We start from the raw sequence: 25,081 nt of genomic DNA, 5'->3' as shown, positions 1-25,081 counted from the left end.
CGAGCGAAGGTGCTCGAAGGCGAGGTCAAGATGGAAAAGAACTACACGCTGGAACAGCACGAAATCGACGATGGCTACGTGCTGACGTGCCAGTGCCATCCGGTGAGCGATCGCATCGTCGTGAGTTACGACGAACGGTAAAGCGCTGAACCTCAACCCTTATCGAGCGACGACTCACGATGAATGACTCTTTCTTTTCCAGGCACGAACAGACGCTGAACGGCGCACTGAATGCAATCAGAACACGCGGCTATTGGAGTCCGTTCAACGAAATGCCCAGCCCGCGTGCCTACGGCGAAACGGCTGCCGCCGAGGGCGAATCGGCATTCAAGGCTCATATCGGGCGTCCGTTCGAACTCGATCAACCCGGCAGTGGGACGGTCGGCGAAGAGCGTTCGCCCTTCGGCTTCGCATTGAACATTAGCTACCCGAAAGCGGAACCGGACGCGCTGATCGCAGCGGCACAGAAAGCACAGACGCACTATCGCAAAGCGGGCCCGAAGGCGTGGATCGGCGTGAGCCTGGAGATCGTCGCACGACTGAATCGGGCGAGCTTCGAGATCGCTCATAGCGTCATGCACACCACGGGGCAGGCGTTCATGATGGCGTTCCAGGCGGGCGGCCCGCACGCGCAGGATCGCGCGCTGGAGGCGATCGCCTACGCATGGGATGCGATGCGCGACGTCCCCGAGACGGCGTACTGGGAAAAGCCGCAAGGCAAGAATCCTCCCCTTGCGATGGAAAAGCGCTTCACGATCGTGCCGCGCGGCATCGGGCTCGTGATCGGCTGCTGCACGTTTCCCACCTGGAACAGCTACCCTGGCTTGTTCGCCGATCTCGCGACCGGCAACGGCGTGATCGTCAAGCCTCATCCGGCAGCGATCCTGCCGCTCGCGATCACCGTGCGCATCGCGCGCCAGGTGTTGGAAGAGGCCGGCTTCGATCCCAACGTCGTGACCTTGCTTGCCACAGCCCCCAACGATGGCGCGCTCGTACAGTCGCTGGCCACCCGCGATGAAATTCGCCTGATCGACTTCACCGGCAGCACCGCTAACGGCGACTGGCTCGAGACGCATGCCCGCCAGGCACAGGTCTACACGGAGAAGGCCGGGGTCAACCAGATCGTGATCGATTCGGCGGACGAGTTGAAGCCGATGGTTCGCAATATCGCGTTCTCGCTCGCGCTTTATTCCGGTCAGATGTGTACGGCGCCGCAGAACATCTACGTCCCGCGCGAAGGCATCAAGACCTCTGAAGGCACGATTTCGTTCGATGACGTCGCGCAAGCCTTCGCCGATGCCGTACAGAAGCTGACCGCGGATCCGGCCAAGGCTGTCGAGTTGACGGGCGCGATTCAGAACAAGGGCGTGCTCGAGCGCATCGAACAGGTTTCAGCGTACGGCGCGCCGCTCCTCGACAGTGTGACTCTCCAGCATCCAACTTATCCGGAAGCGAAGGTCAGCACGCCGATCTTGCGCAAGCTCGATGCCGGTCGCGACGAGCCCATCTTCACGCAGGAATGGTTCGGCCCGATCGCGTTCGTCATCGCAACCGATTCGACCGGGCAGTCACTCGAACTCGCCGGACGCATCGCCCGCACGCGCGGCGCACTGACGCTGTCGGTCTACAGCACGGACGAGCAAACGCTCGACGCCGCTTCCGAGGCCGCGGTTATCGGCGGCGTCGCGCTGTCGATCAATCTGACGGGCGGTGTCTTCGTCAACCAGTCGTCCGCGTTCTCCGACTTCCATGCCACGGGCGCCAATCCCGCGGCCAACGCGAGTCTTTCGGACGCCGCGTTCGTCGCCAACCGGTTCCGTGTCGTGCAGAGCCGCCGTCATGTTCCGCAGCGTGATCCCGCGTGAGCAACGCGCGGCCGGTTGAATCCGAAACCATTTCTCCACATCAAATCCGAGACGATCAATGACTGAAGCTTTTATTTGCGACGGGATTCGCACGCCCTTCGGCCGCTACGGCGGCGTTTTCAAGGACATTCGTGCCGATGATCTCGGCGCCGTTCCGATTCGCGCGCTGATGAGCCGCAATGCCACAGTGGACTGGGAGCAGGTCGCCGACGTTCTCTATGGCTGCGCCAATCAGGCCGGCGAAGACAATCGCAATGTCGCGCGCATGTCGGCTCTTCTCGCGGGCCTGCCTATCGACGTGCCGGGTTCCACCATCAACCGTCTGTGCGGTTCGGGCATGGACGCGGTCGGCAGCGCTGCGCGCGCCATTCGCGCCGGCGACGGCGATCTGTATGTCGCGGGCGGCGTCGAGAGCATGACGCGCGCGCCGTTCGTCATGGGCAAGGCCGCGGCTGCCTTTGCCCGTCAGGCCGAGATCTTCGACACGACCATCGGCTGGCGCTTCATCAACAGGAACATGCGCGAGCAATACGGCGTCGATTCGATGCCCGAGACGGCTGAAAACGTCGCAGTGGACTTTGGCATCGCGCGCGACGCACAGGACCGGTTCGCGCTGCGCAGCCAGCAGCGCGCCGCTCGCGCGCAAGCCAACGGCACATTCGCGCAGGAGATCGTCGCGGTTCACGTGCCGCAAAAGAAAGGCGAGTCGGTGGCCGTCGAACACGACGAGCATCCGCGTGAGACTTCCCTTGAAACGCTGGCGAAGCTGAAGGGCGTCGTGCGTCCCGACGGATCGGTGACGGCGGGCAACGCCTCGGGCGTCAACGACGGTGCATGCGCGCTCCTGATCGGCAGTGAAGAGGCGGCGCGCCGCAACGGGCTCACGCCGCGTGCGCGCATCCTCGGCATGGCGACTGCCGGCGTCGCGCCACGCATCATGGGTATCGGCCCGGCTCCAGCGACGCAAAAGCTCCTCGCGCGCCTTGGCATGACGCTCGACCAGTTCGATGTGATCGAACTCAACGAGGCGTTTGCATCGCAAGGTATCGCGGTGTTGCGCAAGCTGGGCGTCGCGGAAGACGATGCACGCGTCAATCCGAACGGTGGCGCCATCGCGTTGGGTCATCCGCTCGGCGCTTCCGGCGCGCGGCTCGTCACGACCGCCATGTACGAACTCGAGCGCCGCCACGGCCGGTTCGCGCTGTGCACGATGTGCATTGGCGTGGGGCAGGGCATCGCCATTGCAATCGAGCGCGTTTGAGGACCTTGACGATGGGACATCCTCTTTCCAAGGCGAGCGTCGTCGGGGTCATCGGTGCCGGCGCGATGGGAGCAGGCATTGCACAGGTGGCTGCGATGTCCGGTCATCCCGTCGTGCTTTTCGACATCGATCCGGTGGCGGTCGACAAGGCGCTGTCGGGAATCGCGGCATCACTTGCGAAGCTCGCCGATAAGGGCCGGTTGACCAAGGTCCAGGCGGACGCCGCCACCCGGAACGTCCTCGCTGCTACTGCCTTGACCGAGTTGAAACACGCGGCGTTGATTATCGAAGCGGTTGCCGAGCGGCTTGATGTAAAGCAGAGAATCTTCGGCGAGCTCGAATCGTTCGTCGATGAGCATTGCATCTTCGCGACCAACACGTCATCGATCTCGGTGACGGCCATCGCTGGGTCGTTGCGCGATCCGTCGCGGCTGGCGGGCCTGCACTTCTTCAACCCGGCACCGGTGATGGCGCTCGTCGAAGTCGTCAGCGGCCTTGCCACATTACCGGCGATCATCGATACGCTTCATGAAACCGCCGTCGCGTGGGGCAAACTGCCGGTGCGGACGCGCTCGACGCCGGGTTTCATCGTCAACCGGGTGGCACGGCCGTTCTATGCGGAAGCACTGCGCGTGCTGAACGAACAGGCCTCCGATGTCGCCACGGTCGACCGCATCATGCGCGACGCGGGCGGCTTCAGGATGGGCCCGTTCGAGTTGATGGACCTCATCGGTCACGACGTCAACTTCGCGGTTACCGAGTCCGTGTTCCGTGCGATGTTCTTCGACCAGCGCTTCACGCCCTCGCTCATCCAGCAGGAACTGGTCAGCGCAGGATTTCTCGGCCGCAAGTCGGGGAGGGGCTTCTATCGATACGCGGCCGGTCACGGCAATGCCGAAGCGAGCATCGAGCCATCGAAGCAAGCCGCGGGACGCGTCCGGATCGCGCGATCAGGGGCGTTGTTGAATCCGCTTGTCGAGCGGCTCGCGAAAACCGCCGGTGAAAACTGTGTCGACAGCACCCGCAACATTCCCGGGCTCATCGCCGAAATTGGCGGCGTGCTGCTTCTGATCACGGACGGACAAACCGCGACCCGCCGCGCGCGAGACCTCGAGCACGACGATATCGTGCTCGTCGACCTCGCGCTCGACTATGGCGCGGCGCGAACGCTCGCCGTGACGCGCGCCAGCCAGTGCAGTCGAGCGGCGTTCGACGCGGTCGTCGGAACGCTGCAGCAATGCGGCTACGAAGTCGCATCGATCAGCGACGTCGCGGGCATGGTGGTGATGCGTACCGTAGCCATGCTCGTCAACGAGGCGGCCGACGCTGTGAATCAGGGCGTGTGCAGTGTCCCGGACCTCGATCTTGCGATGGAGAAGGGTGTCAACTATCCGGCCGGTCCGCTGAAATGGGCAGATGCCATCGGTGTCGCGACGGTCCATCGCGTCCTGTTCAATCTTGCCGCTCACTATGGCGAGGACCGCTATCGGATCTCGCCCCTGCTCGCCGACCGCCACTGGTCAGCCGGCACCTTCTACCCGTCCATTTGACCTTGCCGCAGAGCAGGCTCACTAATTTGATGTAATCGGAGACATTCATGTTGAAAGAAACCGCGCAACGCAACGACCTCGACGCAATCGAAACCGCAAGCGAAGACGAACTGCGCAGCCTCCAACTCCAGCGGCTGAAATGGTCGCTTCAGCACGCCTATGACAACGTCCCGCATTACAAGCAATCGTTCCAGGCGGCCGGCGTCCATCCGGACGACCTGAAGCAATTGTCGGATCTGTCGAAGTTTCCGTTCACCTCGAAGCAGGACCTGCGTGACAACTATCCTTTTGGCTTGCTCGCGGTGCCGCGGCGTCAGTTGTCGCGGGTTCACGCGTCGAGCGGCACGACTGGCAAGCCCACCGTCGTCGGCTACACCGCGAAGGACATCGACACGTGGGCGAATGTGGTCGCCCGTTCGATCCGCGCGGCCGGCGGCCAACCCGGCGACATGCTGCACAACGCCTTCGGCTACGGGCTCTTTACCGGCGGTCTGGGCATCCACTACGGAGCGGAGCGACTCGGTTGCACGGTCGTACCGATGTCGGGCGGACAAACCGAGAAGCAAGTCCAGCTCATCCGCGATTTTGAGCCGCGGATCATCATGGTCACGCCATCGTACATGCTCAATCTGCTCGACGAGATGGCGCGTCAGGGAATGGATCCGGCAGAATCGTCGCTGAAGATCGGCATCTTCGGTGCGGAACCCTGGACGGGAGCGCTGCGCAGCGAAATCGAACAACGCGCCGGCATCGACGCCGTCGACATTTATGGCTTGTCCGAAGTCATGGGTCCGGGCGTTGCCTGCGAGTGCGTCGAGAGCAAGGATGGCCCGGTCATCTGGGAAGATCACTTTTTTCCGGAGATCATCGATCCGGTTACGGGTGAAGTCCTTCCGGACGGAAGTCCCGGCGAACTGGTCTTCACCTCGCTCTCGAAAGAGGCGATGCCGATCATTCGCTACCGCACCCGCGACCTCACCGCGCTTCTGCCGCCCACATCGCGCTCAATGCGCCGTATGGCGAAGATCACGGGGCGCTCGGATGACATGATGATCGTGCGGGGCGTGAATGTGTTCCCGAGTCAGATCGAGGAGCTGATTCTGGCGATGCCAAAATTGTGCCCGATGTATCAGCTTATTTTGATGCGCGAAGGACATCTCGACTCGCTTGCCGTTCGCGTCGAGGCCCGGGCCGAAGTGTGTGGATCACTTGGCGATGACGAACGAAAGACGCTCGCACGCGAATTGCAGCATCGCATCAAGACGATGGTAGGCGTATCGACGACGGTGTCGATCCTCCGCACCGGAGAGATTCCCGCTACGGCAACAGGCAAGGCGAAGCGCGTGATCGACCTCCGCAATGGCCCGAAGGCGGAGTCATGACCGACAAAGTCTCCACGATGGCGAAAGACGCAAACACCGGTGAACCCAACGCAGGTGTGCGACGAATGAGCCTAAACCGAGGAGATGTGTTCAAGGCGTTCGACGAGCGGATATCGAACAGCTGACTGTGGCTTTCAAGGGGTTCGCCGCCCGCGCGGATGTACGGGTAGTCGTGCTTGAATCGCGCGGTTCAGTTTTTTGCGCCGGCGCTGATCGTCGATGGGTGGGTCGCGCCAGCGAAAGCGACCGGACTGCCAACTTCGAGGACGCACGCCAGGTCGCCCGCATGATGCGGGCGACCTGGCTCCGGTGCAAAATTGAGAGTAAGACCGTAGAACGGCGTGTTCACCGTCACATCATCATGCTGAAAGAACGGCCCTCCAAGCAGCAGGCGCGGGGGTCCACGATCATACCTGGGCAGCGTTCCCAATCAGGTGGCGAGCCTCGCAAAGATCCGGGTGATGCTCGTTCGCGAACGGCATGGCGAACCCGTGACGGATGCGGTATGAGTCGCGGCGGGTGTTGCGCTGCGCATGTTACGAAGCGGTTTTAAGTCCGCCTCCGTGCGAACGGCAGATATGTTTGGTCGCACGGCGCAGATGATAAGCCTGTCGATGGAGTGACACTCGGCAAAATCAACGAGGCGTGTAAGAGAACTTCTGGCCGCCAACGCTTGCCTCGTACATCAGCCCGCCCTTGGCCACTGTAAACACAGCCACGCCTTTTCGATAGGCGCCTGTCGTTTTGGCATCTTTCTTGCCGCCACTTACGTTAGTAGACGTGCCCGTCGTGCCTGCCTGTGCGCCAGCCGCCGCAGTGATCGCGATCGCGTTGGCATCTGCGCCGAATTCAAAGTTGCCATTGGTGAATTCTTTGAGCGCTCGTTCATCCTCGAACAAGATGAGTTCACTGTACACTTGGCCGCCAAGTTGCAAGCCCACAGTGACCTGAGTCATCGATGTATCGCCGATACGTTTCCCTTTCTCATAGACGCGACCCTTCCCATGGGCACCGCCTATACCGACCCCTCCCTTGCCAATCTTCGGAAACACAGCGTAACCATAGGCACTATGCAAAAGACTGCCGCTTTCTCCCGCGTGCTTGAACAGGTTGAGGGTGTCCGTATATTCGTCGGCCCGAGCAGCAGAAATAGGCAACATCAGCAGGACGGTGAGCGTCAATATCAGACGTTTGAGCATGATATGTTCTCCAAGGATTGATCGCGTTCAAGCACTGCCGTGACATACCCCCACCCATTATTGTCGATCATGCCAGCGACAGCAAAAATACTTTGCAGGATCGCTCCGGTGCGTAGCAATTCAGCGAGCGCAGGATCGTCGTGTGCATCGGCGATAGACCGCGCTCCGCCGTCGTCAAACGCTAGAATCGGTTCGCCTCGCCGGGTTGATGTCGTGGCGACCGGGGCTGTGCACCAGGCTGCCGGATCGGGCGGCACGATCCGGCCTGTGACGAGCCAGTCGAACCGATGACGGATAGCGCGAGGCGACCCCGGGCGCCCCGTTTCAAGGCGGAAGCGATCCGTGCACTTGCCAACGACCGTAGTCCCGACAACCAAGAGAAGGAACGGCTCGAGGCGCTGTGGACGCTTGCGCGAGGAACTTCAATGATAGTCATCTTCCAACTGATGGCGGATAGCCAGCACCGTGACCGTTTCGCTGTCTTCGATTTCGAATAGTGCGACATAGCCGGTGAGCTCGAACGGGATGATCAGGCTCCGAAGGAAGGGCGCGTCGGATCGCGCTTTGCGGCACGTAAACGGTGAACTCCGAAGCGCCGCGAAGCCATCGCAAACCGCCTGAATAGCCGCCTCGGCGAGTGTGAAATTGGTGGCGTCGCGCTGGGGAATTAAGTCGTAGAGTCGGTCGAGGTCCGCTGCCACCTCAAGGGTAAACCGTACCGCGTAGGTCATCGCGCAGTCGTGCGCCGCGTCTTGGCTCCCGTGAGCCGCGCCTCGAGCGTAGCCACGACGTCATCGGCGGACACATACTGACGGCTCTGTTTGGCGCTGTCTCGCGACGCGAGGCCTCGCGCAATAAAATCTCTCCGCAAACGCCGGCGCTCAATGTTCGCGCGGATCGACTATTCGACAAACGCCGACAGGCTCTCCCCGTCGGACAACACGCTTTCAGCGGCCTCGCGCAATTCCGGCTCGACCCGTACCGCGGGGAAGGTAGCGGTTTTCATGAATACAACTGCATCGCAATTGCGATACATTTTGCCCGGTTTCTGTTTCGCATGCAAACGCAGCCAGTCCGAGCCGAAGAAGTGCGAAAGGCGCGCGAGTCCGCCCAGCTGGACGCAGGAGCAGGCATGTTGCAGATCTAATGCGAGGTCCTCAAGTCATTCACTCTGAATTGGGAAAAGGAAGGCTCCGTCACCGAGCGCAGAGCAATTGACAGAATTAATTCGCAAACGCTGACGAATTAATTTCTATCTACGAAAGATCGCCCGGGCAAGTTATCGTCTATGGGCCTGATCCGCTCGATCCACCGGCAAGCGGGAATCTCCTGATCTGCCGCTCGCGACCACAAGGGGAGGTCGTCATCGACATTTGAGGAACGTTCGTCGCCTCAACGAGCGAGTTCTTGCGTGCCGAACGCCGTCTCCCATCCGCCGCCTAGCACCTTGCACAAGGTGATGAGGTTCGTAGCAGCGTCGGCCTTGCTCTGCTCGAGCTTGCTTTGAGCATCGAGCAATTGTCGCTGCACGTTGAGCACGTCCAGAAAGTCGACCGCACCCGCCTTGTACCGCTGCTGCGCAATCGAAAGCGCCCGCTGATTCAGGCTCACGACCGACTTCAGGCGGTCGCGCCGTCGCTGCTCGGCGTCATAGACGACGAGCGCATCGTCCACTTCCCGCCAGGCTTGCAGCACCGTATGCTTGTAGACGATCGCGGCCTCCTGTTGCTGTGCCTCGCGCAAATGGAGGGTTCCCTTGAGGCGCCCGCCTTCAAAGATCGGAAGCGAAATCGATGGTCCGATAACGAACTGACCCGACGCCCAATCAGCGAGACTCGAAAGCTGAAGACTCTGGAACCCCGCGCTGCCGTTCAGCGATATGCGCGGATAGAAGTCGGCCTTCGCCATGCCGATCGCCGCCGTCGCGGCGTGCAGTTGAGCCTCGGCTTTTCTGATGTCGGGCCTGCGCTGCACCACCTCCGATGGCACGCCGATAGGAACCCGTTCTGGCAGTGTCGGAACATCACGCGGTTCGCTGAGCATTTGCCGCAGCGCGCCCGGTTCCTTGGCCAGCAACACGCCGATCGCATTGATCGTGGTCTCGTTGCGCGATTCGAGAATGGGGATCAGGCTTTCGATCGACTCCGCTTGTGCGGCCGCGTTGGCCACGTCCAGGTTCGTGACGACGCCTTCGTGCGCGCGCGTCTCCGTGAGTTTCTCGGTATCGCGCGCGATGCGGAGGTTTTGCCTTGCTATGTCGAGCAGAGACTGCGTGTCGCGCAACTCCACGTAGTCGCGCGCGAGCTCGGCGCGTGCGGACAACAGCACCGCGTTTCGATCCTCATATGAGGCGTCGGTCATCGCCGTCGCAGCCTCGACCCCGCGTCGAACGCGACCCCAGAAGTCGAGTTCCCACGACGCATCGAAGCCGAACTGATAGAGGTCGAACGCCGGCGAACCTTTGGAGCCCGGCAATGGCGCCACGCCGAGCGGCGTGTCCCCCGCGGCCGATTGCACCTGGCCTCCGGTTGGTGTCACGCCGAGCAACGACAGGATGCCGTTCGGGCTGCCACGCTCGCGGTAATATGATGCGGCGCCGGTCACTGTCGGATATTCCTCCGCGCCGACGATGCGCTGCTGGGCCCGGCTTTGCCGCAGCCGCGCCGATGCAGCCGCCACATCGAGGTTCGCGTCGGTCAGTTCCTGTTCCAGCGAGTCGAGCGTGGGATCCTTGAAGAGCGTCCACCATTGCGGACTGAACTCCGATTCGATCGCCTTGCTCGATGCCAAAGCGGATTGCGTGCGGTTGAACACGTCGGGTGTGTTCGTCTGCGGACGTTCGAAATCCGGGCCGACCATGCACCCCGTCATCACGAACGATGCCAGGATCGCAAGCGCCAATGCGCGCAGAGAGATTTCGCTCGGGTTCATTTCGATGCCACTCCCTCGGAAAGTGCCTCGCCGTGCCGGCGCACGTCCACTTCCGCCTCGACGGAAAGCCCCACGCTCAATTCGGATGCGGCCTGTTGCCCGCGATCGATCGTGATCTTGACCGGCACGCGCTGAACGATCTTCGTGAAGTTGCCGGTCGCATTGTCGGGCGCGATGGGCGCGAAGCTCACGCCGGTAGCGGGCGCGAGGCTATCGACATGGCCTTGAATCACGACGCCCGGAAAGCTGTCGACCTTGATACGCACGCTTTCGCCGGGACGCATGTTGGTGATCTGGTTCTCCTGGAAGTTGGCGACGACGTAGGCATCCGAGAGCGGGACGATCGCGAGCACCGGCGCGCCGGGTGTCACGAACGCGCCGACGCGTGCCGAACGCCGCCCGACCTTGCCGTCCACCGGTGCGTGGATTTCCGTGTAGGACAGATTGAGCTTTGCCTGTTCGAGCGCAGCCTCGGCGCGCGCAAATGCGCCCGCGGCCTTGTCGCGCTGTGTGCGCAATACATCGAGATTCTGTTCGATCGTCCGCAATGCGGCGCGATCATGCGCCTGCTGCGCGATCTGCTGCGTCAACGTGCTCGATGCGTGCTGTTGTTCCTGCGCGGTCCCGGCGCCTGCATCCGAAAGGTTCTGATAGCGAGAAGCATTGGCCCGTGCGAACTCGATGCCTGCGTCGTCGGAGCGAAGCGTCGCGCGGGCCTGCTCGACGAGCGAAGGCTGCCGCGCGATTTCGGCGTCGAAATTCGCGACCGACGCCTCGGCCGCCTTCACGTCTGCCTGCGCGCTCATCAACGCTGCGCGGAAATCGCGGTCGTCGATGCGCAACAGCAGTTGTCCGGCTCTTACCGACTGATTGTCGACGACGAACACGTCGGAAATCTGGCCGGCAATACGCGGCGCGACGAGCGTGAAATCAGCCTGGACGTAGGCATCGTTTGTCGATTCAGTGTTCGAGCTGGAAAGATACTTCCAGCAGGCCAACGCCACGACGACGAGCGCGACGACGAGTGCTAAAACGCGAACAAGTTTGAGATGAGAGCGGATAAAAGTCGACATGGATATCGTCCCTTAATGGGAGGAGGGCGGCGTAGTGGTCCACGGCGGGTAAATACGCACGGGTAACACCGGAACAAGTAAAAGGAGCGCGACGGCGACACCGGCCATTACCCGATAGAGATCCGCCGAAGTCAGCACGACAGCCTGCTCGTGCACACGATGTGCGAGCTCGCCGAGACCATGCGCCGCATCGATGCTTTGGCTGGCTATGAGCGCGTTGTTGCCGAGGTGATCCACGAGCACGTGCGAATGAAAGTGTTCTCGCGCCGTGCCCAACCCTTCGATCAGACCCGTCGCCAGAGCGGCAGAAAAAGTCTTGACCGAGTTGAACATCGCGGAGGCGAATGGGCCCTCCGTAGGCGGCAATCCTGTCGTGACGCCCATCAATATCGCCATGATCAGCATCGGCTGCGCGACGATCTGCAACGACTGGAGGAAGTAGAAGTTCTCGCGCACCCACTCGGAAGTCATGAAGCTGCCCATCAGGCACGTCGTGACCATGAGAGACAATCCGATCGCCATGACCCATCGGCAATCGACGCGCTTGAGGTTGAGTACGGCGGCGGTCGCCGGCAAAGCGATCAATAGCGGGATCGCAACCAGCAACGACAGGGGCGATGTTTGCAGTGGCCTGTAGGTGTGAATCCTCGCGAGGAATTGGCCCGGTATCGCAGCCACACCGACCAGCAGTATCACCGCGCCCGTGAGCGTCAAAAGCCCGTGCGAGAAGTTCCTGCGCGAGAGCATCTGGAGCTTGAAAAACGGAACGGGCGCAAACCATTCGTTGACGAGGAACGTGACGAACAGCAACGTACCTCCACCGAACATCACGCGGATGAACCCGGAATTCAGCCAGTCGAGTCGATCGCCTTGCAACAGGCCGATCACGACCATGGCGACTGCGGGAAATCCCGTGAGGAACCCGGTCCAGTTGAAAGAACCCAGCCGTTCGAGTTTGAGCGGATCCGGCGGAAGGCCCTGCTGTATCGCCACGCAACTCAACACCCCAAGCGGCACGATCTGCCAGAAGACCATTTGCCAGCTGACGTATTCCGTCCACAACGCCGCGAGCGGTGCGCCGAGCGCCGGTCCGAAGGTCGCGGTGAGGGCGTACCCGGCGAGCCCGTACAGCTTGACCTCCGGCGGAAGATAGCGCAGTGCGACGATGATGAGCATCGGCGGGATGCATCCGCCTGCGATCCCTTGTAGAACACGCAGCGCATAAAGCGTGAACAGGTTCGGCGCAAAAGGGCAAAGGAACCCGAAGAACATCGTGGCAATTACGGCGCCGATCGTGAAGCGCTTCAACGTGAAGGTGATCCCGAACCACGGTGCGAATACCATCGTGGCGACGTTCGCGGCCTCGAAGAGCGTCGTCAGCCAGGTCCCATCGTCATGGCCAATAGAGAACACGCCCTGAACGTCGGTCATTGCAAGCGCAGTGACCTGTTCGTTGAGTATCGCCAGCAAGGACGCGAGCAACATTCCGATTAGACCGATAGCAAGACGCCGCGACAACACGGCCTGTGCGGGCTTCGGCTGGAGCGGAGTCGCAACCGCCTCGGACGATTGCCCAACCGGTGGATCTTGCGTCTCGACGGTCGATGTGTTGGCGGTATTCATGAGGGGTTCGCTGACTATCCGTGTTCAGTTAAAAATCGCGTCTGGAAATCGCCGCGAAATGCATATATAAATGTGGTGAACGAGTGGAGAATTTTTGAAGTTCTTGTCACGTCGTTATCAACTAACGACATAAAGAATTGTAGGGAAGGGGTCACGCTTCCTGAAGCGACATCAGGCAAGGTATTCGGCCATTTCGTTTGCGAATCTTGCCAATGCCGCTGTCAGGCGAATAACAACCGCCGCAACGAGGACGATCGTGCTTCAGGAAGTGGTTGGAGTATAGTTCGCCGTCTTTTGACATCCCGAGGAAATTGCAACTCCTCTGCCTCCTCGATCCGCCAGGGCACGAAAGTTGTCCTACGCTGTCGGCCGAGCCTCCTCGAAGTATTGCGGTGCTTCTCGCCGATCGAACATTCCATACTCTCGGATAACCCGGATGTGCCGCAGCCGCACGCCCTCCGGCAGCTTCGCATCGCGCTCGAACGCTTCGGCAGCAGCTTGGTCGCGCCACGTCGCCACGACGATCATGTCTCCTGGCGTCAGCAGCGCATCGAACACGTCCCACGCGACCAGACCGGACGCTTCTGTCTCGAGTCCAAGTGATCGAGCGACTGCTCGCGCGCCATTTTGCTCGGCCCACTCAGGCGCGCGCTTCGCTTCAAGCAACGTGACGGCCGCACCAGCGCCCGTCTCGGTGACGTCGAGGCGCTGCTCGAGCAAGATGTGACCCGCAGGCACGTGCGTATCCGCGAAGACCTGCCCGATGCGCAAGCGATAGTCGGCAAACACGCGATCACGCGCCGCCTGCTGCACCTTGTGATGCTTGGTCTCGGTACGCCAGCGCACCAGCGACTTTTCATCGCGCCAGCTCGATAGCGAGAGCAGCCAACCTTCGTGCGTCAGGCTTGCATAGCGGTTGTTGTCGATAAAGCCATCGATCTTTTCGAGTTCAGGTCGCAGCATCTTTGCCATGCCGAGATAGACATCGAATTGTTCGGGTATCGGCTTGACTTCAAGCATCGCAGAAAACATGAGAGCTCCTTTCGCTAATGTTCCATCGCGGTTTTGCTAACCGCACCGGGTTGATTCATTGTCTGCGATGAGCGTGTCGTGTTGAAGTGTCGGCAGGTCGCGTATCGGGTCAGTTAGTGTGCAATTTTTGCCAAGAGAGCCTGAAGGTCTATCAGGGTTATTGCATCTAGAAAAGGCCTTCGCATCTTTGATAACGAAGATTGGCTACCAGACTTATGTTGAATGAGTCCGGCGCTGGCCAATGTGTTTGTCATTTGAGCCAGTTGAAGACGGGGATCATCATCATGCGGGACACGGTGCATACAATCGCGCATATTGACCAAGACCTGGAATTCAAAATGGACAGATTGCGTGAGATGGAGGTTTTCGTAGCCATCGTCGATCGCGGCAGTTTTACTGGCGCGTCGGAGAAGATCGGACTGTCGGTTGCAGCCGTTTCCCGGGCGCTCTACTCGCTCGAAACCCGTCTGGGTACGCAACTGCTTGCGCGAACCACCCGTTCAGTCCGGCCGACGGACGCGGGCGTGGCGTACCTCGATACCTGTCGCAAGGTGCTGGATACCATCACGGACGCGGAAGCGAATCTTGCATCCTATAACGTCAATCCCGTGGGGACGCTGACTGTTTCGGCGCCAGTGCTCTTTGGGCAGCGCTATATCGCTCCGCTCGTAAATGCCTTTGCGCTGCGTTATTCGGACGTCAGTATCAATGCGGTATACATCGACCGCACGACGCGGCTGCTCGAGGAAGGCGTGGATATCGCGATTCGTATTGGCCATCTTGGAGACTCGACGACATTTGCCGTTCCATTGGGTTTCGTGCAGCGTCGAACTTATGCTTCGCCGGCATATCTCGCGGCGCATGGCGAACCCGCTCATCCCGGGGAGCTCGTTCGCCACGACTGCGTGTCCTTCACGGGTGTGACGCATCCGCTCGAGTGGGTCTTCAGCGACGACGGGGCAAGGCTGCCGGTGCGGCTTCATCCACGGATGATCGTCGACCTGGCACCCGCTGCGGTTTCAGCGGCCATCGACGGGGTCGGGATCACGCAACTGTTGTCCTACCAGGCGGCCACTGAAGTACGCAGCGGAAGACTGGTGCCTGTCTTGTCGGCTTACGAGCCTGAGCCGGTTCCGGTGAACTTGCTGCATTTGGAGCGGCGAGGCTCGAGCGGCAAGATCCGGGCTTTCCTGGGATTCGTCACGGAGACCTTGCGCAGAAACGCACAGCTTCAGTTGGTGGAGGAGAGTGCAGAAGTCGCAGACTTCACGGCATCGGCGAGTTCACGATAGGCGATCACCAGCGCATCGAGGCTGAATGCGCGGTTCAGGCCGCTAGGGTTCGGCAACACCCATGTGCGTGCACCGCCAAAAGCCTCTGATTGCAACCCCCATGAGATGTCGCGCTTGCCGGACATGGCGGAAATCGCCATCTTTCCGAGAAAGGCTATGTGTTGCGGCCGATATCGTTTGATCTTTCCTTCGAACGCAGACGCAGCCGCTTCGATTTCCGTTCGCGACAGTTCGTCCGCGCGCGCCGTTGGACGCGCGACCGCCGTCGTAAGACCGCATCCGTACTTGAGGAATGTGCGATCGTCTTGAGGATAAAGCTGTTCGGGAGTAAAACCCGCCAGATAAACGACCCGCCAAAACCGATTGCCGCTGCCAGCGAAGTGATGACCCGTCGATGCAGCACGAATGCCGGGGTTGATGCCGCAGAAGACCACCGACAAGTTCGGTTCGAGAATATCGGCAAGTAGATCAGTGTGAGTCACGGAAGCAGCCGCCCGGTGAATGCTATGCCAGGCTTACCGAGGCAAGGTTGACGTCACCATGCACTCGAACCTGCGTGCCGACCGCGCCGCGAAACCGCTGACGATATTGCTTGGGCGTGACGTTCAACCGGCGGGAGAAAGTCACGCGCATTTGCGTGGCGCTGTGAAAGCCGCATTTGAATGCGACGGTCTTCAAAGGCGCATCCGTCTCCTCGAGCAACTTCCTCGCCGTATCGACGCGAACCTGTTCCACGAACGCTGACGGTGTCACCTTCGCATACTTCGCGAACACCCTGGAGAAGGTGCGTCGGCTTACCGAGACCGCACCCGCCAACTGCTCGATGGAGAGCGCATCGGTGATGTGGTCAGTTACGTACCGATGCACCTTGTTGATGATTGGATCTTCATCCTTGCCGGCGCCGATATAAGGGCTGTACTGCGACTGCCCGCCTTCGCGCTGAATGTAGACGACCAGGCGCTTCGCAATGCGCACTGCCAACTCGTGACCCCAATCTTCCGCCACCAGTGCGAGACACAGATCGATGCCCGACGTGACGCCGGCGGAAGTAAAGAGATGTCCATCGCGAATGAAAATCCTGTCGGGCTGCACACACGCTTGAGGAAATTCGTCGGCGAGGCGGCCGGCGTCGGCCCAGTGCGTCGTCACCTCCTTGCCGTCGATCAACCCCGCATGTCCGAGCAGGAACGTTCCGTTGCAAACGGAGCCGAATCGCGTCGCGCCGCGCGCCTGCTTTTGCAACCACGTAAGAAACTCGCTCGAGGGCTGAGTATCGGGCAGCTGCGGTCCTCCCGCCACTAACAGCAGGTCGTACTGGATGTCGGAGTCCGCATAGCCGAAGGGCACGGAAACCTGCATTCCGTTCGAGCACGTCACAGTGCCGGCATGACGCCCGACGAGCGAGACTTCATATCGCTGACGTTCGGAGAGATTCGCGTTTGCTTCCGCAAATACGTCCAATGGGCCTGCAACATCCAGTGCCTGCACACCATCGAAAATGACAATGGCGACTTTCATGCCGTGACCTTACTCAAGTATGAAACACCCTTTCGTTGACGTCATCGGTCTGCGCTTCATCCAAATCATGCGAAAAAGCACGAAAGACCGCTCAACAAGTGATGACGCAGTCTAGCCCAAAAAGGTAAAGAGCAATGACGGCGCGCCGGGTAAATGACTTTTGCGTCGGTGTAACAAGACCTCGGGGTGCAATGCCGTGGCCCAAATCAAACATCGATTGGCCTGGCATCGCGCCATGTGGGTGCGCCCCCGTCGCATCGACTCACTAAACTTGATTTCAAGAACGGCTGCGATCGCCAACCAAGGCGCAAGTCCGGCCGCCCGGCACATGTCACGGTCGAAAGCGGGACCGGCAAACACAAGAAGGGTGGATTCATCGTGTTGATCCAGGAAAGCGAAAATTCTTTTTTGTTCGGCGGAAACGCCCCCTATGTCGAGGAACAGTACGAACTCTATCTGGCGGACCCGGCGTCGGTCACGGATGAGTGGCGGGCCTATTTCGATGCGTTGCGCGAAACGCCCGCCATCGACGGAAGCGATCGCGACGATGAAGCGCACGCGCCTGTCGTCTCGAGCTTCATCGAGCTCGCCAAACGGCCGCGCGGTGCGATGGTGCCGGTCGATAACGGCCTTGGCCTCGCCAGGAAGCAAGTAGCGGTGCAAGCGCTTATCGCAGCGTTCCGGATGATCGGTACGCGCAAGGCCAAGATCGACCCGCTGGCCTGGACACCGCCGCGCGGGCTTGTCGAGTTGACACCCACGTACTACGGCTTGACGGCCGCGGACCTGTCGACGAAGTTCCGCACGGCCGATACGTTTCTCTTCGACGAGGATGCGACCTTGCAGGAGATCATCGCCGCGCTCGAGCAGACCTATACCGGCACGCTGGGCGCGGAGTTCGTGCATCTGACCAATGCGAGTGAGCGCAATTGGTGGCAGATGCGTCTGGAGTCGACGAGAGCGAAGCCTTCGCTTTCGGTCGCGGAGAAGAACCGGATTCTGGAGCGCCTGACAGCCGCGGAGGGCTTGGAAAAATACCTTCACACGCGCTACGTCGGGCAAAAGCGTTTCTCGCTGGAAGGCGGTGAATCGTTGATCGTGCTGCTCGACGAACTCGTCCGGTATGGGGCATCGAAGGCGGTGCGCTCAGTCGTGATGGGTATGGCGCACCGCGGACGCCTGAACGTGCTGGTCAACGTCGTGGGCAAACCCTTGCATGCCCTCTTCAATGAATTTGACGGTCAGGACGCCGATAACCTTCCGGAAGGTGATGTCAAATATCACAAGGGCTTTAGCAGTATCGCGCAGACTGGTGATGGCCCGGTCGATGTCGTCCTCGCATTCAATCCATCGCACCTGGAAATCGTGAACCCGGTCGTGCAGGGGATGGCTCGCGCCAAGGCGGAAGCGATGGGCAATGGCGACGACGCCAGTGTGCTGCCCGTCGAGATTCACGGTGATGCGGCGATAGCCGGTCAGGGCATCGTGATGGAAACGTTGAGCCTTTCGTATACGCGTGGGCACGGCACGGGCGGCACGGTTCATGTGGTCGTCGACAACCAGATTGGATTTACAACGTCTGACCCGCGCGACACGCGCTCGTCGTTCTACTCCACCGACATCGCCAAGATGATCGAGGCGCCGGTTCTGCACGTCAACGGTGACGATCCCGAATCGGTTGCCATGGCCGTGCGTCTTGCGCTCGACTATCGTACGCAGTTCCAGCGCAGTGTGGTCATCGATCTGGTCTGCTTCCGCAAGCATGGACACCAGGAACAAGACACGCCGAGTATCACGCAGCCTTTGATGTATCGTGCCATCGCGGCGCACCCTGGGGTTCGGACCGTCTATGCGCGAAAGCTGATGCTGGAAGGTGCGGTGACTTTGGATCAGGTGGAAGGATACATCAAGGCGCAGCGCGATAGTCTCGAGGCGGCGCACGACGTTGAGGTCTCTGAGGTATTGGTACACAACGATGCGGATACGCGCCGTTACAGCCCTCCATCGTCCGAGGAGTTGCTGGTTCTGGCGCAAAAGGTATCGAACGTTCCCGAAGGTTACGAACTTCATCCCTTGGTCAGCAAGATAATGTCCGCGCGCCGTGACATGTCGACGGGAAAGAAGCCGATCGACTGGGGCATGGGCGAGCACCTCGCTTTTGCGTCGTTAGTCAGCGCGGGAATCGATGTCCGGTTGAGTGGCCAGGACAGTGCAAGAGGGACATTCAATCACCGTCACGCCGTGCTGCACAACCAACGGCGCACGAACCGCTCGGACGGTGTTCTTGTTCCGCTCGATCACATCGCTGACGAGCAAGGCCGCTTTACGGTGACGAATTCCATTCTCTCCGAGGCCGCCGTGCTGGCGTTCGAATACGGCTACTCGACGGTGAACCGAAATGCACTCGTGGTATGGGAAGCCCAGTTCGGTGACTTCGCGAACGGTGCGCAGGTCGTCATCGATCAGTTCATCGCTGCGGGCGCCGCAAAGTGGGGGCAGTTGAGCGGCCTCACGCTGTTCCTCCCACATGGCCAGGAAGGGCAGGGTCCGGAGCATGCGTCGGCGCGGCTCGAAAGGTACCTTCAACTCAGTGCTCAAGACAACATGCGCGTTGCTCAACCGACGACGCCCGCCCAACTGTTTCACTTGCTGAGGATGCAGGCGCTTGCGTTCGACCGGCGTCCGCTAATTGTGATGTCACCCAAGTCGCTGCTGCGTCATCCGGGAGCGGTAAGTACGCTCGACGAATTAACTCGAGGTGCTTTCCGGGAAGTCCTGCTGGATACGCAGATCGAGTCGTCTCGTGCTTCCAGTGTCGAGCGTGTGATCCTGACATCGGGCAAGGTCTATTTCGAGTTGCTCGAATATCGCCGCAAACATGGAGTCTCCGATACACCGATCATCCGCGTCGAACAGTTGTACCCGTTTCCTTCGCAGCAACTGGCCGCCGAACTCGCACGCTATCCAAACCTAAAGACGCTCGTCTGGTGTCAGGAGGAGCCGCGCAATCAGGGAGCATGGAGTTACATCGAGCCGCGTTTGCGCGAGGTCTTGGCTGCGGGCGTGACGCCGTCCTACGCAGGACCTGCCGCGTCGGCATCGACCGCACCGGGCTATCACTCGGCCCACGTCGCCAGACAGGCAGCGCTCGTATCGAGTGCGTTCGCGGAGTAGCGCCTCATGCGTGTCGCGATGATGCTTTACGCAGGATTTCAGCTGCTCGAAGTGAGCGGTCCGATGGACGTATTTCATCAGGCAAATCGTCTATGGGGCGGCGCGTTCTATGAACAGCATCTCGTCGGACCGTCGCCTGGGCCCGTGTCGTGCTCGAACGGCACGGAGGTGCGCACGACGGAGTGCCTGTCCGATGTGCTCACCCCCTTCGATATCGTCGTCGTCCCTGGGTCTCCCGTCGTCGGTCCGAGCCTCGAGCACGCGGCACTCGTGAATTGGCTCGGCGGTGCCGGGCGCAGCGCGCGAAAGCTCGCGTCGGTGTCTAACGGTGCCTTTCTGCTCGCACGCGCTGGTCTTGCCGATCGCCGCCGCGTGACCACGCACTCGCGCGACGCGCAACGCCTCGCATCCGAGAATCCGTTGGTCCACGTCGTGACGCACAAAGGCTATTTGAAGGACCGCAATCTCTACTCGTCCTCCGGCGTGGACGCAGGCATTCACCTGGCCTTGTCACTGGTCAAGGAGGACCTTGGCGATGAAATTGTCGGAAGCATCGCCAAAGCGCTGTTGACCCGGCGCCTTGGAAGATGATCTGCCTGAACGTCATGCATGGCCTGAATGCTGCCTGTTTTGGCCTGTCTTCGACCTCGATCGAACGGCGGATGCCAGTGTCAAGCGGCAGAATAGCTAGCAATAGGCCCCACAACTATTCCAGAAGTTTTTTGGCCGCTGATCCGTCAGCGCCGATTCCATGCGAGACAGCGATGACTCAAAACCCGAGCGTCACTTCACAAGACTTCATTCAATCGACGGATGCCAGCGAGTGGATGTCGGGCGCCGACATCGTTCTGCGCGTGCTTGTCGAAGAGGGCGTCGATACAATATTCGGCTATAGCGGAGGCGCGATCCTGCCGACCTACGATGCTGTTTTCCGCTTCAACCAAATGCACGAGGCAAATCCCGAACGACAAATGAAATTCGTCGTACCGGCCAATGAGCAGGCGGCGGGTTTCATGGCCGCGGGTTACGCGCGAGCGAGCGGAAAGGTCGGCGTGTTCATGGTGACGTCGGGCCCCGGCGCGACCAATGCAGTGACGCCGATCGCCGACTGTAACGGCGATTCCGTGCCCGTCGTGCTGATATGCGGACAGGTGCCCCGCGCTGCGATCGGCACCGACGCGTTTCAGGAAGCGCCGGTCTTCAACATCATGTCGGCATGCGCCAAGCAGGTCTTCCTCGTTACCGATCCGGGGAAACTGGAACAGACGTTGCGGACCGCGTTTGAGATCGCGCGCACGGGGCGCCCGGGTCCGGTCGTTGTGGACGTGCCGAAGGACATTCAGAACTGGATGGGACCGTATCAGGGCCAAGGCACGTTGCAGTTTCGAGGCTATTCCGACCGTCTTCGATCGATGGCGAAGGGCGCTCATCTCGACGAGGCAAAGCGTGCCGAATTCTTCGATCTTCTCGCGCAAAGCAAGCGGCCGCTTTTGTATGTTGGCGGTGGTGTAATCGCGAGTGGGGCGGCCGCGCAGTTGCGCAGGTTTTGCGAGCGCTACCGCATTCCTGTCGTGACTTCGCTCATGGGTCTTGGCGCATTACCCGCGACGCATGAGTTGTCGCTTGGCATGCTGGGCATGCACGGGGCTGCCTGCGCGAACTATGCGGTCGAAGACTGCGACTTTTTGATTGCCGTAGGCGCCCGGTTCGATGACCGCGTCGCGGGCGGCCGACCCGAAGCTTTCGCTGTGGGGGCGCGATATGTCGCGCACATCGACATCGACGAGGCGGAGATCAACAAAGTCAAGCGCGCAAGTTGGAGTCATGTGGGCGATGCAAAGGCGGCGTTGTCGTCCTTGATGGAATGTGGGCCGGTTGCGTACGCGTCATCGGAATGGCTCGAAATCGTGAAGGAACTGAAGCAACGCTACGGCATGAACTACGACCGGGCGAGTCCGTTGATCCAGCCGCAGTTCGTCATCGAAAAGTTGAGCGAGATTACAGGGGGCCGCGCGATTGTTACGACAGGCGTCGGCCAGCATCAAATGTGGGCTGCGCAGTTCTTCGACTTCGCCGCGCCTCGCAGCTTCCTTACATCGGGCAGCATGGGGACGATGGGGTTCGGATTGCCTGCGGCGATCGGTGCGCAACTGGCGCGGCCGGACGCGCTCGTTATCGATATCGATGGGGACGGCAGTATCCGGATGAACGCCGGCGAACTGGAGACGGCGAGCACGTATGGAGTCCCCGTCAAAGTCCTCGTGCTAAACAATCTCGGCGACGGAATGATCCGGCAGTGGCAGCGTCTCTTTTACGACGGGCGTCTCTGCGTGAGCGACAAGTCGCTGCATCGCAAGAATTTTGTGCTGGCAGCGAGGGCCGATGGTTTTGAGTTTGCGCGTCGCGTCGAAGCGAAGAGCAAGCTCGAGGACGCCCTTAACGCCTTCGTGCGATTCGATGGGCCGGCCTTTCTCGAAGTGATGGTCGACCAGGACGCCGATGTGTTTCCGATGGTGGGGCCGGGGCAAAGCTACGCGAATATGATCACTGGTCCGTTCATTCCTTCGCGATCTGAACTGGAAGCGGGGAGCGCAGGTGTAGCGCGTCAAAGTCCTGCGGATATGTTTTGACGATACAGACCAATCCTGCGATCGACGCCGACACGATCCATAAGGCGCTTGCGAATCCATTTCGGCGTGAGGTCCTGGCATGGTTGAAGACTTCGAACGCAGCCTTCGCGAAGGAGCGAGCTAGTTTTCGTGATGGGGTGCCTGCGAGCGCGGTCCATGCACGCAGCGGGCTGTCTCAATCGACCGTATCGGCGCATGTCGCTACGTTGATCGACGCGGGGCTCGTCGTTCCGACGCGCGTGGGTCAGTGGACGCTCCTGTCGCGAAACGAAGAAGTGATACGTGCATTTGCCAGGCATTAGCCTGGAGCTTTAGTTTTTTCGTGATTTTACCTAACGCAGCACCACGACAGGGTGACTGTTTAACAACAGCCACAGCACTCGGCAACCGCGCGGCCGACCCAGCCAATCATCATGACAGCGGCCGTGCCAGAGGATACGTGACGACGCGCGCCACTCGCCTGACGCCAGAACGCAATCGCCGCGTCACCGCTAGCGTGGGCTTTGTCAACTTGACGGCTGTAGACTACCTGTTTCGATCAAACGTCGTGTTCCTTGTTAGACAGCTTTCTGAGATGCAGCAGTGATGGTCCAACGAGATGCGGCTCGCCGCGCAGCGTCACGAACATCTCGGCCAGATGCCATATGCTGCCCGGCTTGGGCCTCGCCGCTTTTGCGGCATTTTCAGTTGTGCCTGCGACTCGTGGTCGTCGTCCGGAGCGCGGATGTCCGCGCTCCGGGCCAACTGCCCCCGCTGCTACTGTTACGGCTGAGCAAACACGTCTGTGCGATTGACAAGATTCCCTGAGTTTGTTTGCACGAAGAACGGCACGAAGGTCGAGCCGATCGCGACCAACCCCTGATAGTCCCCGACGAAGAAGCCCTCGGCATTCGGCGCGGTCTTGAGGTCGAATGCCCCCGTCAGATGTATCTCATTTGCGAACGTCGTTCCCTTGTCCGTCGATGTCGTCTGTCAGATATCCGTCGGTAGTGTCGCGGTGTTGCCATCCGCCAGATTGCGGAAATCGTAGTACGTCACCGCAACGGTCCCCGACGAATTGACGTTAATGCTTGGATTGAATGCCGGCCTTCCCGTGGGCGTATTGACCTGGATCGGTGCGCTCCAGGTGTTGCCGGCGTCTTTTAAAGTAGAAAGCGCGATTTCGTCGTAGTGCCCGCCATTGAAACGGGAGTCCTGCCAAACGACATAGAGTTGCCCGGTCTTCGGATCGATCGTGGGCTCGGGAATAATGTCTCCTGAGCGCACCGCTTCGCCCGTGTTCGGATCAAACACCGATACGGTCTGCAAGCCAGAGATGATTTTCGGCTTCGTCCACGTTGCGCCGTCGTCGGTCGATTTGATGAACGCCACCAGTGGACTCGTTGTGAAGATCATCGTTTGTCAGATGCGTGGATTGGACTTTAGATCGTGGCAAAGGACGTTGCGGGGATTTTTTGTAACGATTGAAAGCGATACACATTCTTATCTTTCGAGCGGTGGTAGGCCTGCCGCGGTTTGCATGAGGCGGTAGTCGGCCTTTGTCAGCCGATCGGCGTGAGGCGCTCGTATGCGACTGGGGAGGAGGCGCTGAGTTGCCGCGCTGATGCCCCGTATCATGCGGCACCTGTGCGGGCTGCCAGAAGAGACGCTAATGTATCGCCGCCGTTCTCGCATCGGTCTTGAAGCCACGATGCGCGATGCCAAACGATCAACAATCGTCCTTGAAACGAAAGCATCGCGAATCTATTCTTCGTGAACAGTACGTCCGACCCGCAAGTCCATGCGGACGCTGTCAGTCGAGGGAGACGCTCATGCGTCGCTTGGTCATCGTCGTCGTGGTCGTCGTCTCGTGGTTCGTAAGCGCGCTATCTCTCGATGCGAATGCGGGCAGCGGCCACGCGGCCGTCGACACGACGATCACCGCGTCCTCAAGGTATTCGATGCGCAAGGCAGGCTAGTCGGACGGCTTGCGTCGTATCACGGCTATGACGGCGTCTATCTCACGATAAACGGCGCGATCGTCTTCGCCGCCGTCACATGGCTGCTCGTCGATCCTCACCACATCGATTCGTCGCGATTCCAATGGTGGACGTTCGGGCCGTTCAACTACTCGACCGCCGACTGCAGCGGTTCGCCGATCATTTCCCCTCAAAGCAGCCCGCGGCCGTCCATTGCGATGAGAAAGGGCGCCGACGTCACGCTGTTGATTGCGGGCGATACAGTCTCGTCTCCGGCCACAGTCGTCGCAGTTTCCGATGGAACGAACTGCGCGCCGCCTCCGACCATCGGTCATGTGCCGCCCTCGACTGCGCCTGTGCCCGCATTCACGGCGGAGACGGACTATCCGCTGACCGCGCAATATCCCGAGCCGCTGACCATCGGCTATTGATTGAACGCGATCGACGGAGATGCGTCATGTGTCGATTCCTTATTGCCTTGCTTGTTATGTACTCGAGAGTGCCGAGTTCTTGCGTCTTTCTCACGGTCTCATCTTGGCGTTCGTGAGCGCCGATCCAGTTCTCGGTAATCCGATCCGGCTCGCTTAGTTGGC

At 60.4% G+C, this 25,081-nt stretch carries 21 protein-coding genes and 2 pseudogenes; 12 read left to right on the top strand and 11 right to left on the bottom strand.

Features of this window, described 5'->3' with window-relative positions; all coding sequences use genetic code 11:
* The 6 genes from AWB81_RS44250 to AWB81_RS48380 form a co-directional block, all read left to right on the top strand.
* A partial coding sequence (locus tag AWB81_RS44250; RefSeq protein WP_327371244.1) for a 2Fe-2S iron-sulfur cluster-binding protein occupies positions 1-141 on the top strand: 141 nt, incomplete at its 5' end.
* A 38-nt stretch (positions 142-179) separates the two neighbouring features.
* Positions 180-1,865: a phenylacetic acid degradation protein PaaN gene (gene paaN / locus AWB81_RS30575; protein ID WP_062640604.1), complete on the top strand. Its 1,686-nt coding sequence runs from the start codon at positions 180-182 to the stop codon at positions 1,863-1,865.
* 58 nt (positions 1,866-1,923) lie between these two features.
* Positions 1,924-3,126, top strand: a complete 1,203-nt coding sequence (pcaF, locus tag AWB81_RS30570; RefSeq protein ID WP_062640602.1) for a 3-oxoadipyl-CoA thiolase — start codon at positions 1,924-1,926, stop codon at positions 3,124-3,126.
* 11 nt (positions 3,127-3,137) lie between these two features.
* Positions 3,138-4,676 carry a 3-hydroxyacyl-CoA dehydrogenase gene (locus AWB81_RS30565; protein WP_062640599.1) on the top strand — a complete coding sequence of 513 codons (1,539 nt, stop codon included), beginning with the start codon at positions 3,138-3,140 and terminating at the stop codon, positions 4,674-4,676.
* Positions 4,677-4,723: 47 nt separating this feature from the next.
* Positions 4,724-6,058: a phenylacetate--CoA ligase PaaK gene (gene paaK, locus AWB81_RS30560; protein ID WP_062640597.1), complete on the top strand. Its 1,335-nt coding sequence runs from the start codon at positions 4,724-4,726 to the stop codon at positions 6,056-6,058.
* Positions 6,055-6,183, top strand: a complete 129-nt coding sequence (locus tag AWB81_RS48380; RefSeq protein ID WP_268811775.1) for a hypothetical protein — start codon at positions 6,055-6,057, stop codon at positions 6,181-6,183. The genes paaK and AWB81_RS48380 overlap by 4 nt, the downstream gene beginning before the upstream one ends.
* 510 nt (positions 6,184-6,693) lie before the next feature.
* On the opposite strand, the gene AWB81_RS30555 is transcribed toward AWB81_RS48380, so the two are convergent.
* From AWB81_RS30555 to AWB81_RS30525, 7 genes are all read right to left on the bottom strand, one after another.
* Positions 6,694-7,257, bottom strand: a complete 564-nt coding sequence (locus AWB81_RS30555; RefSeq protein ID WP_062640595.1) for a YSC84-related protein — start codon at positions 7,255-7,257, stop codon at positions 6,694-6,696.
* A 422-nt stretch (positions 7,258-7,679) separates the two neighbouring features.
* Positions 7,680-7,988: a type II toxin-antitoxin system RelE/ParE family toxin gene (locus AWB81_RS30550; protein WP_062640593.1), complete on the bottom strand. Its 309-nt coding sequence runs from the start codon at positions 7,986-7,988 to the stop codon at positions 7,680-7,682.
* Between the two features lie 170 nt (positions 7,989-8,158).
* On the bottom strand, positions 8,159-8,263 hold the full coding sequence (locus tag AWB81_RS48535; RefSeq protein WP_327372758.1) for a YlcI/YnfO family protein: 105 nt from the start codon (positions 8,261-8,263) through the stop codon (positions 8,159-8,161).
* 386 nt (positions 8,264-8,649) lie between these two features.
* A complete protein-coding gene (locus tag AWB81_RS30540; protein ID WP_062640590.1) occupies positions 8,650-10,188 on the bottom strand; it encodes an efflux transporter outer membrane subunit in 1,539 nt (512 codons plus the stop codon).
* Complete coding sequence (locus tag AWB81_RS30535; RefSeq protein ID WP_062640588.1) at positions 10,185-11,261, bottom strand: HlyD family secretion protein; 1,077 nt, start codon at positions 11,259-11,261, stop codon at positions 10,185-10,187. Before AWB81_RS30535 ends, AWB81_RS30540 begins: the two co-directional genes overlap by 4 nt.
* A gap of 12 nt (positions 11,262-11,273) precedes the next feature.
* Entirely contained in the window at positions 11,274-12,884 is a 1,611-nt protein-coding gene (locus AWB81_RS30530) for an MFS transporter (protein ID WP_062640586.1), read from the bottom strand.
* Between the two features lie 357 nt (positions 12,885-13,241).
* Positions 13,242-13,916 carry an antibiotic biosynthesis monooxygenase family protein gene (locus AWB81_RS30525; RefSeq protein WP_062640584.1) on the bottom strand — a complete coding sequence of 225 codons (675 nt, stop codon included), beginning with the start codon at positions 13,914-13,916 and terminating at the stop codon, positions 13,242-13,244.
* Positions 13,917-14,254: 338 nt separating this feature from the next.
* Here AWB81_RS30525 and AWB81_RS30520 point away from each other — a divergent pair, with 338 nt between their 5' ends.
* On the top strand, positions 14,255-15,208 hold the full coding sequence (locus tag AWB81_RS30520; protein WP_062640612.1) for a LysR family transcriptional regulator: 954 nt from the start codon (positions 14,255-14,257) through the stop codon (positions 15,206-15,208).
* Here AWB81_RS30520 and mug read toward each other — a convergent pair.
* On the bottom strand, positions 15,148-15,690 hold the full coding sequence (gene mug / locus AWB81_RS30515) for a G/U mismatch-specific DNA glycosylase (protein WP_087135298.1): 543 nt from the start codon (positions 15,688-15,690) through the stop codon (positions 15,148-15,150). The genes AWB81_RS30520 and mug overlap by 61 nt on opposite strands.
* Positions 15,691-15,712: 22 nt before the next feature.
* Entirely contained in the window at positions 15,713-16,726 is a 1,014-nt protein-coding gene (locus tag AWB81_RS30510; protein WP_062640580.1) for a GlxA family transcriptional regulator, read from the bottom strand.
* A gap of 378 nt (positions 16,727-17,104) precedes the next feature.
* Between AWB81_RS30510 and AWB81_RS30505 the strand changes: the two genes are divergently transcribed.
* From AWB81_RS30505 to AWB81_RS30490, 4 genes are all read left to right on the top strand, one after another.
* Positions 17,105-19,900: a 2-oxoglutarate dehydrogenase E1 component gene (locus AWB81_RS30505; RefSeq protein ID WP_062640610.1), complete on the top strand. Its 2,796-nt coding sequence runs from the start codon at positions 17,105-17,107 to the stop codon at positions 19,898-19,900.
* Positions 19,901-19,906: 6 nt separating this feature from the next.
* Entirely contained in the window at positions 19,907-20,491 is a 585-nt protein-coding gene (locus AWB81_RS30500; protein WP_062640578.1) for a DJ-1/PfpI family protein, read from the top strand.
* Positions 20,492-20,664: 173 nt separating this feature from the next.
* The gene (ilvB, locus tag AWB81_RS30495; protein WP_087135297.1) at positions 20,665-22,530 is read left to right on the top strand and encodes a biosynthetic-type acetolactate synthase large subunit; all 1,866 of its coding nucleotides are present in this window, start codon (positions 20,665-20,667) and stop codon (positions 22,528-22,530) included.
* Between the two features lie 20 nt (positions 22,531-22,550).
* Positions 22,551-22,832 carry an ArsR/SmtB family transcription factor gene (locus AWB81_RS30490; RefSeq protein ID WP_062640606.1) on the top strand — a complete coding sequence of 94 codons (282 nt, stop codon included), beginning with the start codon at positions 22,551-22,553 and terminating at the stop codon, positions 22,830-22,832.
* A 290-nt stretch (positions 22,833-23,122) separates the two neighbouring features.
* On the opposite strand, the pseudogene AWB81_RS49165 reads toward AWB81_RS30490, so the two are convergent.
* Positions 23,123-23,203, bottom strand: a pseudogene (locus AWB81_RS49165) (IS6 family transposase); the annotation flags it as partial.
* Between the two features lie 89 nt (positions 23,204-23,292).
* Positions 23,293-23,901 (bottom strand): annotated as a pseudogene (locus AWB81_RS30485) (sialidase family protein); the annotation flags it as partial.
* A 478-nt stretch (positions 23,902-24,379) separates the two neighbouring features.
* Here AWB81_RS30485 and AWB81_RS30480 point away from each other — a divergent pair.
* Positions 24,380-24,919 (top strand): hypothetical protein, encoded by a 540-nt coding sequence (locus AWB81_RS30480; protein ID WP_062640575.1) that lies wholly within the window; start codon positions 24,380-24,382, stop codon positions 24,917-24,919.
* The last annotated feature ends 162 nt before the right edge of the window (positions 24,920-25,081 follow it).

The organism is Caballeronia arationis, assembly GCF_001544975.2.
GTDB lineage: Bacteria > Pseudomonadota > Gammaproteobacteria > Burkholderiales > Burkholderiaceae > Caballeronia > Caballeronia arationis.
The sequence above is the reverse complement of the archived record's forward strand: the minus strand, read 5'-3'. Positions and strand labels throughout refer to the sequence as shown.